This window comes from Thermomonospora cellulosilytica (genome assembly GCF_014138835.1).
GTDB lineage: Bacteria > Actinomycetota > Actinomycetes > Streptosporangiales > Streptosporangiaceae > Thermomonospora > Thermomonospora amylolytica.
In genome coordinates, this window is record NZ_JACJII010000001.1 from 2267779 (window position 1) to 2285269 (window position 17491).

Below are 17491 nucleotides of genomic sequence, written 5' to 3' on the forward strand. Positions count from 1 at the left end.
GCTCAGGGCGTCACCCCGAGCAGCCGCAGCAGCAGGGGCTTGACCTCGGTGGCGGCGTAGACGTCCTGATCGAGGTCTTCGGAGCACAGCAGGACCGGCGCGTCGGCGGGCGAGTCGGGCAGGCGGCCGTGGCTGCCGCGCACGACCCGGGGATCGAGCGGAACGACGGAGAACGCGGAACGGAACCCGAGCCGCTTCCTGGCGAGCGCGAAAGCGGCGCGGGCCTTCACCCACGGGTCGGCGGGGTCCATGAACAGTTCGGCCGGGTCGTAGCCGGGCTTGCGGTGGATGTCGACCGTACGGGCGAAGTCCGGAGCGCGATCGTCGTCCAGCCAGTAGTAGTACGTGAACCAGGCGTGCGGCTCGGCCACCGCGACCAGTTCCCCCGACCGGGGATGGTCCAGCCCATGAGCGGCCAGGCCGGGACCTTCCAGGACCTGCTCGATGCCCGGCACCCCGGACAGGACCGACCGCACACCCGGCAGGTCGGCCGGGTCCCTGACGTAGACGTGCGCGAGCTGGTGGTCGGCCACCGCGAAGGCCCGCGAGGTCCACGGATCCAGGTACTCCATGCCCGCCTGCCGGTAGACCCGCAACAGCCCCGCGCCGCGCAGCGCACGGTTGATGTCGACCGGATGCCGCACATCGGTGATGCCGTACTCCGACAGCACGACGACGGCGGCGTCCGAAGACTCGGCCTGATCGAGCAAGGGCTGCAAGGCCACGTCCAGGTTCCGGGCGGCGGCGACGGCCTGTGGCCCCGAGGGTCCGTACCGCTGCAGGTCGTAGTCCAGATGCGGGATGTAGACCAGCGTCAGATCGGGCCGCTTGCTCTCCAGGAGGTACGAGGCCGCCGCCACGATCCACTGCGACGACTCGATCCCCGCCTTCGGCCCCCAGTACGAGAACAACGGAAACCGCCCGAAGCGCCGTGTCAGCTCCACCCTCAGCTCGGGCGGGTCGGTGTAACAGTCGGGGGACTTACGGCCGTCGGCGTAGTAGATCGGCCGCGGCGTGACCGTCCAGTCGACCGGCGCGCCCATCGCGTACCACCAGCAGACGTTCGCGACGGTGAGACCGGGCTTGACCCGCCGAGCGTCGTCCCACACCCGCGGCCCTTCGATCAGCCCGTGATGCTGCCGCCACAACAGCACCTCGCCCAGATCCCGGAAGTACCACCCGTTCCCCACGATCCCGTGCCCGGACGGCGGCAACCCGGTCAGCAACGACGCCTGCACCGAGCACGTCACCGTGGGCAGCACCGGCCGTAACATCGCCTGCGCCTTCACCGCCGATCCGAGGCCGGGCATATGGGCCAGCAGCCCAGGCGTCAGCCCGGCCACGTCGATCACGACCAGCGGCCTCACGAAAGCTCCTTCACCCCGAGGCCGAGCGGTCGGCCGTGGAACACCACCGGGTCATGCCACAGCACCTGCTCCACGTCGTTCGCCGTGAAACCTCCCTCGAGGAGGGACGCCCGCACGTCCGGATCCGGCTCGACGACGCGGCGTACGTGACGGCGCCCCGGACCCGACAACGACGTGACGGCCTCCACGCGGGTGTGAGTTTGTTCCTATCGACCCCAAATTCCCTTTTCGGGCTGTACCGTTCTCCCACCACCACAACGCGGGGGGCGCGGAGGTGGTCTGCAGGCCGGGGGAGGTGGCGCCGTGCAGCGCCGTGATCAGCGCATGCGCGTTCTGGCGGCCGCCGCCGTGGGGCTGGCCGGGCTGGGCGCGGCGACGTTCTTCGTCCTCCGGGCGTTCCCGGAGAGCCCTGCCGCCACCGCCGCTCCGCGGGCGCCCGGCCCCGGCGCGTCCGGCGTGCACGCGTCCTCCACGGTGGCGCCGTTGCCGCGTTCGGTGCCGCTGCGGCTGGAGGTGCCGCGGATCGGCGTGCGGACCTCCCTGATGCCGCTGGGCAAGAACGCCGACCAGACCGTCGAGACGCCGCCGCCGAGCCGAGTCCAGGAGGCCGGGTGGTACCGGCTCGGGCCCGCGCCCGGCAGCCGCGGCGCCGCCGTGATCATCGGCCATGTCGACTCCCGCCGCGGCCCGGCGGTCTTCCACCGGCTGGGCGAACTGCGCCCGGGGGACCTGGCGAGCGTCGTCCGGGCCGACGGCCGCACCGCCGTGTTCCGGATCGACTCGGTCGAACGCGTCGGCAAGGACCGGTTCCCCACCCGGCGGGTGTACGGGGACCCGGGCTACGCCGCGATCCGGCTGGTCACCTGCGGCGGCCGGTTCGACCGCGCGAGCGGCCACTACACCGACAACGTCATCGCGTTCGGGCACCTGCTGCGCCACGACGCCGAAGAGGCCGGGTGACGTTTATGTGGTCCGTGGCGCTTTAGAGAATGAGATGAACTCCCCTTCCCGCCCCGGCACCGCCGGAGCAGCGACCCGCACCGGGCTCCACCGGTTCGCCCGGCCCGAACGCACCGGGACGTCCGGCGTCCCGTCCCCGGCCCGGCGAACGGTCGCCGCCCCCGCACCGGGACACCTGGCGTTCCCGGCGGTCCGGGGCCCCGGCGGCTCCGCGGCGTCGCCGACGACCCTGCCCGGCGGCCGGACGGCGGCGCCGGTCGCGCCCGCACGGCCGGTGCGGCGACCGGTCGCGCCTCCCGGCCCCGCGCCGGCGCCCGCCCGGGCTCCCCGCCGGGACCGGGATGGCAAGCGCGGCCAGCCGCCCGTGAACCCGGCCGAGATGAGGGTCACGGTCCTGATCCCGGCGCACAACGAGGCCGACCAGATCACCGAGACGATCGCCTCGCTGCGACGGCAGGAACGGCCGCCGGACGACATCGTGGTGATCGCCGACAACTGCACCGACGCCACCGCCGCGCTCGCCCGGCTGTGCGGGGCCGAGATCGTCGGCACGCGCGGCAACCGGCACAAGAAGGCCGGCGCGCTGAACCAGGTGCTGGACCGGCTGCTGCCGATCCTCGGCCCCACCGACGCGGTCATGGTCATGGACGCCGACTCGGCGCTCGACCCCGGGTTCATCCGGCACGGCCTGGCGTACCTGGCCGGCGGCCGTTACGCCGCGGTCGGCGGCACGTTCACCGGCAAGCCCGGCGGCGGCGTGGTCGGCATGTTCCAGCGCAACGAGTACGCCCGGTACGCCCGGGACGTGCGGCGGCTGAAGGGCAAGGCGCTGGTGCTGACCGGCACCGCCACCATCTTCCGCGCCACCACGCTGCAGGAGGTGGTCGCCGCCCGCCGGGAGCGGCGGCTGCCCGGCCTCCCGCACGTCTACGACGTCCGGGTGCTGACCGAGGACAACGAGCTCACCCTGGCCATCCTGCACCTGGGATTCCGGATCCTGTGCCCCAGGGAGTGCACGCTCACCACCGAGGTGATGCTCACCTGGCGGGATCTGGCCCGGCAGCGGCTGCGCTGGAAGCGCGGCGCCCTGGAGAACCTCGTCGACTACGGCTGGACCCCGATCACCCGGCCCTACTGGGGCCGGCAACTGCTGTCGCTGATCGGGATCCTGGTGATCGCCGCCTATCTGCTCTCGCTGGCCTGCTCGGTGATCTGGCTCGGCGGGATCAGGATCAGCCCGCTCTGGGGCGCGGTGACCGTGATCTTCATGGTGGAGCGGGTGGTGACCGTCCGCCGGCGCGGGCGGCTCCAGATGGCCATCGCCGCCGTGATCGTCGTCGAGATGGTCTTCGACGTCTTTCTCCAGATAGTTCAGGCCAGGGCCTTCTGGGAGGCCGCCTGGCGCAAGGAAAGGAAATGGTGACCCCATGTACAACACGCCCCCCATCGGCGGCATCGCCGCCGGCTTCGGCGGCGCCGCCGCGGCCTCGCCCTGGCTCGGCCTGCAGGCGCTCTGGCTGGGCCTGGCCGTCTTCACCCTGGTCTCCGCCGGAATGGCGGTGAAGCGCATCCTCCCCGCCCGGAAGGGCTGACGACACCCGCCCGTCGATCCGCGGCGACCGGGGGCCGGGGCGGGGCATGGGGCGCGGTCGGCGTCTTCGCGTCCGCCGTGTCCCGCCCGGCTCCTATGATGCTGGGTCGCCGAGTAACGCGACGAGAGGGAGTGCATGGCCACCAAGGTCGTCATGGTCGATGACATCGACGGGTACGACGGGGAGGACGTCGCCAAGCGGGACTTCGAGGTAGCCGGCGCCCAGTTCACCATCGATCTGGGGGACGCCAACTACAAGAGGCTCGTCGAGACGCTGGAGGCGCTCGCCCCCTACCTGGAGAAGGCGACCACCGTGAAGCGCGCGGGCCGCGCCCGCAAGAGCGCCGACGCCGCTCCCCGGATCCGGGGCTACTCCAACACCGAGGTCCGTGAGTGGGCCCAGGCCCAGGGCATCGAGGTCACCGCCCGAGGCAAGATCTCCGACGAGGTCTACGAGCAGTTCATCGCCGCCCACCCGGACGCCCGGCCCGAAGGGTGAACCTTCGCACGGATTCCCGGGCCGGACGGTGAGAACCGGCCGGCCCGGAGCCGGCGCATCGGCCCCGGCCCGCCGTCCGGTCGTTCCGGCGGCGGTCCGGGGCCGATGCATGCCGGGGCACGCCGTGGAGACCGGGATCAGCCGTTGAGGAAGAGCTCCAGGGGGAGGGTGGCCGCCCCCAGGGCGACGGCGTCGGGGCCCAGGGTGCACAGCTCGATGGACGTGGTCGCGAAGGGATGCCGCAGCGCGTGGCGGCGGGCGGCCTCGCGGATCGCGTCCAGGTACGCCTCGCCCAGCAGCAGGCCGGCCCAGCCGCCGAGGATGACGCGTTCGGGGTTCAGCAGGTTGATCAGGCCGCCGACGGCGGCGCCGAGGTAGCCGACGGTCTCGTCGATGATCCTGGCCCCGACGGTGCCCGGGGTGCCGGCCTCCAGGATCACGGCGGCCAGCGCGGACTCCTGGTCGGCCGCAGTGATCGTCCCGCCCGCCTCGGTGTAGCGTTCCAGCACGGCCTCGGCGCCGACATAGGCCTCCAGGCAGCCCAGGCTGCCGCAGCGGCACCTGCGGCCGCCCACGACGACCGGGGTGTGGCCCCACTCGCCGGCGGAGGCGGTGGAGCCGCGGTCCGGGGTGCCGTGCGAGATGATCGCCGCCCCGACGCCCGACCCGATCAGCCCGACCACCGCGTTCCGGACGCCGCGGCCCGAGCCGAACCACAGCTCGGCCCGGCCCATGGTGTTGGCGCCGTTGTCGACGAGCAGCGGCAGGCCGGTGCCCGCGCGCAGCAGCCGTTCCAGCGGCACCCGGTCCCAGTCGAAGGTCTGGGCGTCCACGATCACCTCGGGACGCTGCTGGACGACGCCGGGCACGCCGATGCCCACCCCGAGGACGGCCTCGGCCGGCACTCCGCCGTCGGCGAGCACCGCGTCGACGCCCGCCAGGATCCGGGAGACGACCGCGTCGGCCGGGTGCCGGGCCGGATCCAGCGGGAAGTCGGCCTTGGCCCGCTCGGTCATCGCCAGGTCGAACAGTTCGACCTGCACCCGGGTCTCCCCGACGTCCACCCCGACCACATAGCCGTACTCGGGGTCGACCTGCAGCAGCACCCGCGGGCGCCCGCCGTCGGAGTCCACCGAGCCGACCTCGGCGACGATGCCCTCGGCGAGCAGTTCGCGCATCACGTTGCTGACCGAGGCCGGGCTCAGCCCGGTCGCCTCGCTGAGCTCCTGCCGGCTGCGCGGGCCGCTGAAGTACAGCGCCCGCAGCAGCGCCGCCCGGTTGTCCCGGCGCAGGTCGCGCACCGTGCCCCGCTTGCGATCGGCCATGTCCACCTTCCCCCATCCGGGCCCATCTTCCGACACGACGTGAAAAAAGTCATCCCGGAGTGTTGACCCCCAGCTTCCCCACGTATTAAATCAAGCCGTGAAAAAAGGTGTGACCCGGGTCACGCCGCTCCCTCCGATCCATCCGTTCCCCCCGACCCCCGAGGACCCCCATGGGCATCACAAGGATGGCGTCGGCCGCCGCCGCGCTGGCGCTGGCCGCCACGACCGCCGTAGCCTGCGGCGGCGGCACGTCCGGCGGCGGCCCGAAGGAGCTCGTCTACTGGGCCTCCAACCAGGGCACCAGCCTCGACCACGACCGGCGGGTGCTGCAGCCCGAGCTGGACAAGTTCACCCGCAGGACCGGGATCAAGGTCAGGCTCGAGGTCATCGGCTGGCCCGACCTGCTCAACCGCATCCTGGCCGCCACCACCTCCGGCCAGGGCCCGGACGTGCTCAACATCGGCAACACCTGGTCGGCCTCCCTGCAGGCCACCGGCGCGCTGCTGCCGTTCGACGACGCCGCGCTCGGCAAGGTCGGCGGCCGGGACAGGTTCCTCGGCCCGTGCCTGGCGGCAACCGGGGCGCAGGGCAAGCCGCCCGCCGCCATCCCGCTCTACGGCCAGGCGTACGGCCTGTACTACAACAAGAAGCTGTTCCGCGAGGCCGGCATCGACAGGCCGCCGGCGACCTGGAACGAGCTGATCGAGACCGGCCGGAAGCTCACCAGGCCCGACAAGGGCCAGTGGGGCCTGACCCTGCAGGCCGGCCAGGTCACCGAGAACGCCCACCACGCCGCGATCCTCGGCGCCCAGCACGGCGCCCGGTTCTTCGACGGCGGCGGCAGGCCCACGCTGGCCTCCGACCCGGCCGCCAACGCGATCAAGCAGTACCTGGACCTCATGCAGGTCCACAAGATCGTCAACCCGAGCAACGCGGAGTACACCGACACCGCCAAGTCGCTCAAGGACCTCGCCGACGGCAGGGCCGCGATGTTCATGAACCAGGCCTCCGCCGGCTCGTTCCAGGCCGTCGGGATGAACATGGAGGACCTCGGCGTGGCGCCCATCCCGATGCCCGACCCGTTCCCGCCCGGCGGACGCCGGGTGAACAGCTTCGTGGCCGGCATCAACCTCGCGGTGTTCAAGAACACCGACAACCTCGACGGCGCGCTGGAGTTCGTGAAGTTCATGACCAGCACCGAGGAGCAGGTGCTGCTGAACAAGACCTACGGCTCGCTGCCCACCGTCAAGGACGCCTACGCCGACCCCGCGTTCCAGAGCGAGGACGTGAAGGTCTTCCAGAGCGTGCTGAGCGGCACCGCCGAACCGATGCCCCAGGTGCCGCAGGAGAGCCAGTTCGAGACCCTGGTCGGCACCGCGATGAAGTCGATGTTCGCCGACGTCGCCTCCGGCAGGTCCGTCGACGTGACGCAGATCAAGGCCAAGCTGGCCCAGGCCGACCAGCAACTGGCCGCCGGAAGCTGACCCGATGACGGCACTGGTCGACAAGCCCCCGGCCGCCCGGACGGCGGCGGCCGGGGACCGCCCCCCGCGCCGCCGCCGGGGCCGCCGGATCGCCCTGCCCTACCTGCTGCTCCTGCCCGCCCTGGTGCTGGAACTGCTCGTCCACCTGGTGCCGATGCTGGTCGGGCTGGCGATGAGCCTGCGCAGGCTCACCCAGTTCCACATCCGCAACTGGTCGGCCGCCCCGCCCGCCGGGCTCGACAACTACCGGGTGGTGCTGGACTTCGACTCCGCGGTCGGCCGCAACCTGCTCCACTCGTTCTGGATCACGGTGGCCTTCACGGTCCTGTCCGTGGGGACGGCCTGGCTGCTGGGGACCGCCGCCGCCGTGCTGATGCAGCGGCGCTTCTCCGGCCGGGGCCTGCTGCGCGCGTTCTTCCTGGTGCCGTACGCGCTGCCGATGTACGCGGCGGTGATCACCTGGGCGTTCATGCTGCAGCGCGAGACCGGCATGGTCAACGCGCTGCTCGGGCTGGACGGGCCGGACGCGCCGTTCTGGCTGATCGGCGGCAACAGCTTCTGGTCGCTGGTGGTGGTGTCGGTCTGGCGGACCTGGCCGTTCGCCTTCCTGATCGTCATGGCCGGGCTGCAGAACATCCCGCAGGACCTGTACGAGGCCGCGGCCATCGACGGCGCGAGCTGGTGGCGCCAGTTCCGGTCGATCACCCAGCCGCTGCTGCGCCCGGTCAACCAGGTGCTGCTGCTGGTGCTGTTCCTGTGGACGTTCAACGACTTCAACACCCCGTACGTGCTGTTCGGGGAGTCCGCGCCCCGCGAGGCGTCGCTGATCTCGATCCACATCTACCAGAGCTCGTTCGTGACCTGGAACTTCGGCCTCGGCTCGGCGATGAGCGTGCTGTTGCTGCTGTTCCTGCTGCTGGTCACGGTCGGCTACCTGGCGGTGACCTCGCGAAGGAGGCGGGCGCATGCGTGAGCCGCGCTGGGTGGGCTGGGCCCGCCGGCTGGTGCTGGGGTTCCTGACGCTGTTCACGGCGCTGCCGCTGTACGCCATGGCGACCTCGGCGCTCAAGCCGCTGGGCGACGTGCAGGGCGACTGGCACTGGATCCCCACGACGATCACGTTCCGGCCGTTCGCCGACATCTGGACGACGATCCCGCTCGGCCGCTACTTCCTCAACAGCCTGGTCGTGTCGGGGGCCGCCACCGTGCTGTCGGTGACGATCGCGGTCTTCGCGGCGTACGCGATCAGCCGGTTCCGCTTCCCGGGCCGGCGGATCTTCTCGGTGACCGTGCTGTCCACCCAGATGTTCCCCGGCATCCTGTTCCTGCTCCCGCTGTTCCTGATCTTCGTCAACCTCGGGAACGCCACCGGGATCGCGCTGTACGGCTCCCGGCTCGGGCTGATCCTGACCTACCTGACCTTCTCGCTGCCGTTCGCCATCTGGATGCTGGCCGGCTACTTCGACTCGATCCCCAGGGAGCTCGACGAGGCCGCGATGGTCGACGGCAACGGCCCGGTCGGGGCGCTGCTGCGGATCGTGGTGCCCGCCGCCATGCCCGGGATCGTCGCCGTGGCCATCTACTCGTTCATGACCGCCTGGGGCGAGGTGCTGTTCGCCTCGGTGATGACCGACTCGGGCACCCGGACCCTCGCCGTCGGGCTCCAGGAGTACTCCACCGAGGTCCAGGTCTACTGGAACCAGGTCATGGCCGCCTCGCTCATCGTCTCCGTGCCGATCGTCGCCGGATTCCTGCTGCTGCAACGCTTCCTCGTCGCCGGCCTGACCGCGGGCGCCGTCAAGTAAGCCGCCAAGCCGCCGTTCCTTCACTGGGAGAAGACCGCCTTGAACCTTCCCGCCGACTTCCTCTTCGGTGCCGCGACCTCCGCCTACCAGATCGAGGGCGCGCCCGCCGCGGACGGCAGGCTGCCGTCCATCTGGGACGACTTCTGCCGGGTCCCCGGCGCCGTCGCGGGCGGCGACACCGGCGACGTCGCCTGCGACCACTACCACCGCTGGCGGGAGGACGTCGCGCTGATGCGGCGGCTGGGCCTGGACGCCTACCGGTTCTCCGTCGCCTGGCCCCGCGTGATCCCGCGCGGCACCGGCGAGGTCAACGGCCCCGGCCTGGACTTCTACGACCGGCTCGTCGACGCGCTGCTGGCGGCGGGCATCCGGCCGTTCGTCACCCTCTACCACTGGGACCTGCCGTCGGCGCTGCAGGAACGGGGCGGCTGGCCGTCCCGCGACACCGCCGCGCACTTCGCCGACTACGCCGCCGTCGTCGCCGCCCGGCTCGGCGACCGGGTCACCGACTGGACGACGATCAACGAGCCGCTGTGCACGGCCTGGATCGGGCACCTGGAGGGGCGCTTCGCACCGGGCGTGCGCGACCTGCGCCAGGCCGTCCACGCCTCGCACCACCTGCTGCTCGCCCACGGCCTGGGCGCCGCGGCGATCCGGGCGAACGCCTCGGCGTCCCCCTCGATCGGCCTGGTCAACAACCTCAGCCCGATCCAGGCGGCGTCCGACCGTCCCGAGGACGTCCAGGCCGCGATCCGCGCCGACGGCCACGTCAACCGGTGGTGGCTGGACCCCGCCCACGGGCGCGGCTACCCCGCCGACATGATCGAGGTCTACGGCGTCGAGCCGCCCGTACGGGACGGCGACCTGGAGACCATCGCCGCCCCCGTCGAGTACGTCGGGCTCAACTACTACTTCCGGCAGATCGTCGCCGACGACCCGGACGGCCCCGCCCCGTACGCCCGGCAGGTCCCGGTGCCGGGCGCGCAGACCACCGCGATGGGCTGGGAGGTCCACGCGGACGGCCTCGCCGAACTGCTGCTGTGGCTGAGCGAGGACTACACCGCCCCCCGGATCTACGTCACCGAGAGCGGCTCGGCCTGGGACGACAAGGTCGGCGCGGACGGCTCGATCAACGACCAGGACCGGATCGCCTACCTGGAGGATCACCTGGCCGCCGTCGCCCGCGCCGCCGAGGCCGGAGCACCGGTCCAGGGCTACTTCGTCTGGTCGCTGCTGGACAACTTCGAGTGGGCCGACGGCCTCGACAAGCGGTTCGGCCTCGTGCACGTCGACTACGCCACCCAGCAGCGCACCGTCAAGGCCAGCGGCCACCGATACGCCGAGATCATCCGAGCCCACAGAGGAGCCCCATGAGACACCGATCGGCCTGGACCGCCGCGGCGGTCCTGGCGGCGTTGCTCGTCGTTCCCGCCGCACCCTCGCACGCCGCCGCGTGCGGCACCGGCAACGCCGCCCTGAACAGGCCCGCCACCGCCTCGTCCACCGAGAACGCCGGCACCCCCGCCTCGGCCGCCTTCGACGGCGACACCGGCACCCGCTGGTCCAGCGCCTTCTCCGACCCCCAGTGGATCCAGGTCGATCTGGGCGCGGCCAAGCCGATCTGCAAGGTGGTGCTCACCTGGGAGGCCGCCTACGGCAGGTCGTTCCAGATCCAGACCTCCAACGACGGATCCACCTGGACGCCCATCTACACCACCAGCACCGCGACCGGCGGCACCCAGAGTCTGGACGTCACCGGCACCGGCCGGTACGTGCGCATGTACGGCACCGCCCGGGGCACCGGCTACGGGTACTCGCTGTGGGAGTTCGCCGTCCACGTGGAGAGCGGCGACGAGCCGCCGCCGGTGGGCGGCGGCGACCTCGGTCCCAACGTGCACGTCTTCGACCCGTCGATGCCGTCCTCGACCATCCAGTCCCGGCTCGACCAGATCTTCCGGCAGCAGGAGTCGGCGCAGTTCGGCACCGGGCGGCACGCCGTCTTCTTCAAGCCCGGGACCTACAGCGGCCTGAACGCGCAGCTCGGCTTCTACACCTCCGTCCACGGGCTCGGCCGCAACCCCGACGACGTGACCATCAACGGCGACATCACCGTCGACGCCGGCTGGTTCAACGGGAACGCCACCCAGAACTTCTGGCGTTCGGCCGAGAACCTGGCGGTGGTGCCCGTCAACGGCACCAACCGCTGGGCCGTCTCGCAGGCCGCGCCGTTCCGGCGCATGCACGTGCGCGGCGGGCTCAACCTGGCGCCCACCGGCTACGGCTGGGCCAGCGGCGGCTACATCGCCGACAGCAAGATCGACGGGACCGTCGGCCCGTACTCGCAGCAGCAGTGGTACACCCGCGACAGCTCCGTCGGCGGCTGGCTCAACGGCGTGTGGAACATGGTGTTCTCCGGCGTCGAGGGCTCACCCGGCAACACCTTCCCCGACCCGCCCTACACGGCCCTGAACACCACCCCGATCAGCCGCGAGAAGCCCTACATCTACCTGGAGGGCGGCGAGTACCGGGTGTTCCTGCCCGCCAAGCGCACCAACGCCCGCGGCACGAGCTGGGCCAATGGCCCGACCCCGGGCACGTCCCTGCCGCTGAGCCGGTTCTACGTGGCCAAGCCCGGCGACAGCGCCGCACGCATCAACGCCGCCCTCGCACAGGGCCTGCACCTGCTGCTGACCCCCGGCATCTACCGCGTGGACCAGCCCATCGCCGTCAACCGGCCGGGGACGGTCGTGCTCGGCCTCGGACTGGCGACGATCATCCCGGACAACGGCGTCACCGCGCTGAAGGTGGCCGACGTGGACGGGGTGCGGCTGGCGAGCTTCCTGGTGGACGCCGGACCCGTCAACTCGCCCGCGCTCGTGGAGATCGGCCCGGCCGGCTCCGCCGCCGACCACGCCGCCGACCCCACGACCGTGCAGGACGTGTTCATCCGGATCGGCGGCGCCGGCCCCGGCAAGGCCACCACCAGCATGGTCGTCAACAGCGACGACGTGATCATCGACCACACCTGGATCTGGCGGGCCGACCACGGCGAGGGCGTCGGCTGGGAGACCAACCGCGCCGACTACGGCCTGGTCGTCAACGGCGACGACGTGCTGGCCACCGGCCTGTTCGTGGAGCACTTCAACAAGTACGACGTGCAGTGGTTCGGCGAGCGCGGCCGGACGATCTTCTTCCAGAACGAGAAGGCCTACGACGCGCCCAACCAGGCGGCCATCCAGAACGGCCCCATCCAGGGCTATGCCGCCTACCGGGTGGCCGACTCGGTGAACACCCACGAGGGCTGGGGCCTGGGCTCGTACTGCTACTACAACGTCGACCCCACGATCCGGCAGCACCACGGGTTCCAGGCCCCGGTCAAGCCCGGCGTCCGGTTCCACCACCTGCTGGTGGTCTCGCTGGGCGGCCACGGCCAGTACAACCACGTGATCAACGACACCGGCGCTCCCACGTCGCGCACCTCGACGATCCCCTCCGTGGTCGTCTCCTATCCCTGACGCACGCCTCCGGGAACCCGGCCGCCCGGCCGGGTTCCCCCCGCCCCCGGAGGAACCGCTCATGAAGATCCGCAATCTGACCGCCCCGCTGACCGCTCTCACGCTGCTGGCCGCCTGCGCCGTGGCCGGTGCCGCCCGCCCCGCGACGGCCGCCGCCTGCGGCACCGCCAACGCCGCCCTGAACCGCCCGGCGACCGCCTCGTCGATCGAGAGCGGCGCCCACCCCGCCTCGGCCGCCGTCGACGGCAACTCCGGCACCCGCTGGTCCAGCGCCTTCTCCGACCCCCAGTGGATCCAGGTCGATCTGGGCGCGGCCAAGTCGATCTGCAGGGTCGTGCTCCACTGGGAGGCCGCCTACGGCAGGTCGTTCCAGATCCAGACCTCCAACGACGGATCCACCTGGACGCCCGTCCACACCACCAGCACCGGCACCGGCGGCACCCAGACCGTGGAGGTCACCGGCACCGGCCGGTACGTGCGCATGTACGGCACCGCCCGGGGCACGGGCTGGGGTTACTCGCTGTGGGAGTTCGCCGTCCACACCACCGAGGGCTCCTCCGACGCGTTCTGGGGCGACACCTCCACGATCCCGCCCGCCCGGAACGTGCTCATGGTCAAGATCCTGAACCGCACGAACGGCCGGTTCCCCGACGACCAGGTCTTCTGGAGCTACAACGGCCAGGTCCACTCGATCGCCGAGCAGCCGTACTTCGACATGCCGGTCAACACCGCCGGCCGGATGTACTTCCACCTCGGCTCGCCGACCAGCAGGTACAGCGACTTCATCGAGTTCACGGTCGGACCCGACGTGTTCAACGGCAACACCACCAGGGTCGACGGGTTCGGCCTCAAGATCGCCATGAGGCTGCGCGCCCATGACGGCTACGACGTGGAGGTCGGCGAGGACCGCCACATCTTCCAGGAGTCCCGCGAGGCCACCTTCCAGCGGTTCGTCAACGAGGTGCCCGCCGAGTTCGACCATCTCGCCCAGATCGAGGCGCCGTACCGGATCCCCGCACCCGGCCACTCCAGCCAGTTCCGGCCGGGCGGCGCCCACGCGAACTACTTCACCGGCTACGCGGCGTCGGTCGGCGTCCAGGCCACCACCGCGGAGGTCACCGGCTGCGCCGGTCCGCTGGCCGAACGACCCGGCATGTGCGCCGCGCTCAACCGGCACGTGGCGACGCTGCCGGAGTCCCAGTGGTCGGACCCGTCCCTGTTCTACCGGGCGGCGCCGGCGAACTACTACGCCAAGTTCTGGCACGACCACGCGATCAACAAGCTGGCGTACGGCTTCCCCTACGACGACTACGCCGACCAGTCGTCGTTCATCTCGCATCACGACCCGCAGTACCTGCTGGTCGCGGTCGGCTGGTAGCCGTCCCCGGGAGTCCGCGATGAATCCCCGAAGACTCACCACGGTGCTCACCGTGGCGCTCATGCTCGTCACCACCGGCCTCATCCCGGCCCGCCTCGCCCACGCGGCCCCCGTCCTGCTGTCGCAGGGCAGGACCGCCACGGCCTCGTCCACCGAGGACGGCGCCTATCCCGCCTCGGCCGCAGTGGACGGCGACACCGGCACCCGCTGGTCCAGCGCCTTCTCCGACCCCCAGTGGATCCAGGTCGACCTCGGCGCCACGGCCACGGTCAGCCGGGTGGTGCTCCGCTGGGAGGGCGCCTACGGCAAGGCGTTCAAGATCCAGGTCTCGGCCGACGCCTCGACCTGGACCGACGTCTACTCCACCACGACCGGCAGCGGCGGCACCCAGGAACTGGACGTCACGGGCACCGGCCGGTACGTGCGCATGTACGGCACCGCCCGCGGCACCGGCTACGGGTACTCGCTGTGGGAGTTCCAGGTCTACGGCGAGACCGGCGGATCGGCCTGCGGCACGACGAACGCCGCCCTGAACAGACCCGCCACCGCCTCGTCCACCGAGAACGCCGGCACCCCCGCCTCGGCCGCCGTCGACGGTGACACCGGCACCCGCTGGTCCAGCGCGCCCAGCGACCCGCAGTGGATCCAGGTCGACCTCGGTACGGCCAAGCCGATCTGCAAGGTCGTGCTCCACTGGGAGGCCGCCTACGCCAGGGCGTTCCAGATCCAGGTCTCCACCGACGGCTCGACCTGGACGCCCGTCCACACCACCGGCACCGGCAGCGGCGGCACCCAGAGCCTGGAGGTCACCGGCACCGGCCGGTACGTGCGCATGTACGGCACCGCCCGGGGCACCGGCTACGGGTACTCGCTGTGGGAGTTCGCCGTCCACACCGGCGACGCCGCTCCCACCGGGACACCGATCTCCGCGTTCAAGAAGGTGACGGCCTCGTCCTGGGAGGGCGGCAACGCGCCCGCCGCGGCCCTGGACGGGCGGACCACCACCCGCTGGGCCAGCCTCCCCGGCGACGACCAGTGGCTGAGGGTCGACCTCGGCGGCGTCGGAACGATCACCGGCCTGACCCTCAACTGGGAGGCGGCCTACGCCACCGGCTACCGCATCGAGGCGTCCGACGACGGCTCCACATGGCGGACCCTCTACAGCACCACCACCGGCAAGGGCGGCGTCGAGAACCTCGCGGTCTCGGGCAGGGGCCGCTACGTCCGGTTCACCGGAACGGCCCGCGCGACCGGCTACGGCTACTCGCTGTGGGAGTTCCAGGTCCACGGCACCGTCGACACCGCGGCCGACACCCCGCCGCTGCTGTCCAGGCCCACCAGGGCGCCGGGGACCACCGGCCAGTTCGCGCTGTCCGCCCCGGCCGACCGCGCGATGATCACCAGCACCCGGCGTCCCGCGCTGTCGTGGCAGGCCGTGCCGGGGACCGTCCGCTACGAGGTGTGGATCAACGTCAGCCGGTCCGACTACGACTTCACCGCGTCGGGCTCCCTGCTGGACCTCTACACCAAGGTCGCCGAGACCACCGGCACCGGCTACACCCCGACCTGGGACATCGCCGACCGCTGGACGTACAGGTGGTTCGTGGTCGCCGTGAACGGGTCCGACGGCCGGACCACCTCGGCCGTCCGCACCTTCAGCGTCTACCTCCCCGAGATCGAGCAGGTCGACGACGGCGTCCCGATCATCGGCGGCGCCCGGGACCTCAACCGGAACGGGACGATCGAGCCGTACGAGGACTGGCGGCAGCCGGTGGAGACCCGGGTGCGCGACCTGCTCGGCCGGATGACGGCGGAGGAGAAGGCGTACCAGATGTTCTACAACGCCCAGCAGCACCCGCGGTCGGGCTGGCACTTCGGCCCCGCGCAGCCCGGCGACCTGCACGACGTGCTGCTCCGCTCGGCCGGGACCCGGCTGGGCATCCCGCCGGTCTCCGCGGGCGACACCATCGCCGGATACCAGACCACCTACCCGCTGCAGAGCGCGCTGGCCGCGGCCAAGAACTACCCGCTCGACCACAGGCTGGGCGACATGCAGCGGCGCGAGCAGCTCGAGGTCGGCACCCGCGGCGTGCTCGGACCGCTCGCCGAGGTCGGCACCAAGGTGATCTACCCGCGGATCCAGGAGGGCAACGGCGAGGACGCCCAGGTCGCCGCCGCCCAGGTCCGGGCGCTGGTGACGGGACTGCAGGGCGGGCCGGAGCTGAACCCGCACTCGGTCCTGGCCACGGTCAAGCACTGGCCCGGCGAGGGCGCCGGGGGAGAGGCCGAGATCGTCTACGACGAGGTGACGATCAAGTACCACATGATCCCGTTCCGGGCGGCGATCGAGGCGGGCACCGTCAACATCATGCCCGGCTACGCCGGGGCCAGGTTCCTCGATCCCGGCGGGTCGGGCGCCGGGGACAGCAAGCCCATCCTCGACCACCTCCGCAACGAGCTGGGCTACACGGGCCTGATCACCACGGACTGGCTGCCCTCCGGCGTGTGGATCAAGGCCGCCAACGCGGGCTCGGACGTGATGGGCGGCGCCGACCCCGGGGCCTCGGGCTTCACCATGTCCCAGTTCCTGGCGTCTGTCCCGATGGCCCGCATCGACGACGCGGTGACCCGGATCCTGCGGCTGAAGTTCCAGCTCGGGATCTTCGAACGCCCCTACGGGGACCCGGTCAACGGCCCCTACCGGTTCCACCAGCCGTCCTACGTCGCCCTGGCGAACCAGGCGGCGCGGGAGGCCAACACCCTGCTCAAGAACGACGGCGTGCTGCCCGTCAGGCTCGGGGCCGGCGACGACATCGTGGTCACCGGACCCACCGCCACCGACGGCACCGCCTGCTGCATCTGGACCAGCTACTTCCACGCGGAGCACGGCTCCAGGACCCTGCTGCAGGCGATCAGGGACCGGGCCGCGACCGCCGGAGTCACCGTCCACCAGGACACCGCACCGGATCCGGAACTGGCCGTCGTGGCGGTCGGGGAGCCCACCTACACCCACGCCACCGCCTGGGTGAAGGAGAAACCCCAGTTGCCGCCCGACCAGCTCGCGCTCATCCGCCGGTTCCACGACCAGGGCGTCCCCGTCGTCGTGGTGATGACCCTGCCCCGGCCCACCGTGATCACCGAATGGCACGACCTGGCCGACGCCATCGTGCTGACCTACCGGGGCGGCGAGGAGGTGGGACCGGCCACCGCCGCCCTGCTGTTCGGCGACTACGCCCCCAGCGGCAGGCTGCCCTGGCAGATGCCCCGCTCCCTCGACCAGATCCTCAAACCGGGCGGCACGGACGTCCCCGCCGACACCGTCGAGGACTGGACCATCCCCTACGACCTGGGCGCCACCCCGGCCCAGCGCTCCGAGATCCGCGCCCACATCAACGCCGGCCGCCCCGTCCCCACCACCTACGGCGATCCCCTCTACCCCTACGGAGCAGGTCTCCAAGGCTGGCGATGACCGCGAAGAACGATCGGCCGGCGCACCGTCGCGCCCGGCGGTGCGCCGGCCGGTCATCCGCAGCCGGCCTCGCCTGTGCCGGCACGCCCCCGAACAAG

General features: G+C 71.7%; 14 protein-coding genes. 11 read left to right on the forward strand and 3 right to left on the reverse strand.

The annotated features are described in order from the left end of the window. Window positions 1–2: 2 nt before the first annotated feature. Window positions 3–1367 carry an alkaline phosphatase family protein gene (locus HNR21_RS10870; protein WP_182705096.1) on the reverse strand — a complete coding sequence of 455 codons (1365 nt, stop codon included), beginning with the start codon at window positions 1365–1367 and terminating at the stop codon, window positions 3–5. Beyond that, a complete protein-coding gene (locus HNR21_RS10875) occupies window positions 1364–1555 on the reverse strand; it encodes a hypothetical protein (protein ID WP_182705097.1) in 192 nt (63 codons plus the stop codon). The genes HNR21_RS10870 and HNR21_RS10875 overlap by 4 nt, the downstream gene beginning before the upstream one ends. A gap of 115 nt (window positions 1556–1670) precedes the next feature. Between HNR21_RS10875 and HNR21_RS10880 the strand changes: the two genes are divergently transcribed. The 4 genes from HNR21_RS10880 (at window position 1671) to HNR21_RS10895 (ending at window position 4417) form a co-directional block, all read left to right on the forward strand. Continuing rightward, complete coding sequence (locus HNR21_RS10880) at window positions 1671–2327, forward strand: class F sortase (RefSeq protein WP_312880977.1); 657 nt, start codon at window positions 1671–1673, stop codon at window positions 2325–2327. A gap of 34 nt (window positions 2328–2361) precedes the next feature. After that, a complete protein-coding gene (locus HNR21_RS10885; protein WP_220500123.1) occupies window positions 2362–3750 on the forward strand; it encodes a glycosyltransferase family 2 protein in 1389 nt (462 codons plus the stop codon). Window positions 3751–3754: 4 nt separating this feature from the next. Beyond that, window positions 3755–3919, forward strand: coding sequence for a hypothetical protein (locus HNR21_RS10890; RefSeq protein WP_182705098.1), 165 nt, complete (start codon window positions 3755–3757; stop codon window positions 3917–3919). Between the two features lie 135 nt (window positions 3920–4054). Continuing rightward, window positions 4055–4417: a histone-like nucleoid-structuring protein Lsr2 gene (locus HNR21_RS10895; protein WP_119727060.1), complete on the forward strand. Its 363-nt coding sequence runs from the start codon at window positions 4055–4057 to the stop codon at window positions 4415–4417. Window positions 4418–4554: 137 nt separating this feature from the next. On the opposite strand, the gene HNR21_RS10900 is transcribed toward HNR21_RS10895, so the two are convergent. Further along, entirely contained in the window at window positions 4555–5742 is a 1188-nt protein-coding gene (locus tag HNR21_RS10900) for an ROK family transcriptional regulator (protein WP_182705099.1), read from the reverse strand. Window positions 5743–5912: 170 nt separating this feature from the next. Here HNR21_RS10900 and HNR21_RS10905 point away from each other — a divergent pair, with 170 nt between their 5' ends. The 7 genes from HNR21_RS10905 (at window position 5913) to HNR21_RS10935 (ending at window position 17393) form a co-directional block, all read left to right on the forward strand. Beyond that, complete coding sequence (locus tag HNR21_RS10905) at window positions 5913–7226, forward strand: ABC transporter substrate-binding protein (RefSeq protein ID WP_182705100.1); 1314 nt, start codon at window positions 5913–5915, stop codon at window positions 7224–7226. 4 nt (window positions 7227–7230) lie between these two features. Then, complete coding sequence (locus HNR21_RS10910) at window positions 7231–8199, forward strand: carbohydrate ABC transporter permease (RefSeq protein ID WP_182705101.1); 969 nt, start codon at window positions 7231–7233, stop codon at window positions 8197–8199. Then, on the forward strand, window positions 8192–9031 hold the full coding sequence (locus HNR21_RS10915) for a carbohydrate ABC transporter permease (RefSeq protein WP_182705102.1): 840 nt from the start codon (window positions 8192–8194) through the stop codon (window positions 9029–9031). Before HNR21_RS10910 ends, HNR21_RS10915 begins: the two co-directional genes overlap by 8 nt. Window positions 9032–9070: 39 nt before the next feature. Then, window positions 9071–10405 carry a GH1 family beta-glucosidase gene (locus HNR21_RS10920; RefSeq protein WP_182705103.1) on the forward strand — a complete coding sequence of 445 codons (1335 nt, stop codon included), beginning with the start codon at window positions 9071–9073 and terminating at the stop codon, window positions 10403–10405. Beyond that, window positions 10402–12546, forward strand: a complete 2145-nt coding sequence (locus HNR21_RS10925) for a discoidin domain-containing protein (RefSeq protein ID WP_182705104.1) — start codon at window positions 10402–10404, stop codon at window positions 12544–12546. The genes HNR21_RS10920 and HNR21_RS10925 overlap by 4 nt, the downstream gene beginning before the upstream one ends. A 61-nt stretch (window positions 12547–12607) precedes the next feature. Beyond that, window positions 12608–13924: a discoidin domain-containing protein gene (locus tag HNR21_RS10930; protein WP_182705105.1), complete on the forward strand. Its 1317-nt coding sequence runs from the start codon at window positions 12608–12610 to the stop codon at window positions 13922–13924. Window positions 13925–13943: 19 nt separating this feature from the next. Next, window positions 13944–17393 carry a discoidin domain-containing protein gene (locus HNR21_RS10935; RefSeq protein WP_182705106.1) on the forward strand — a complete coding sequence of 1150 codons (3450 nt, stop codon included), beginning with the start codon at window positions 13944–13946 and terminating at the stop codon, window positions 17391–17393. The last annotated feature ends 98 nt before the right edge of the window (window positions 17394–17491 follow it).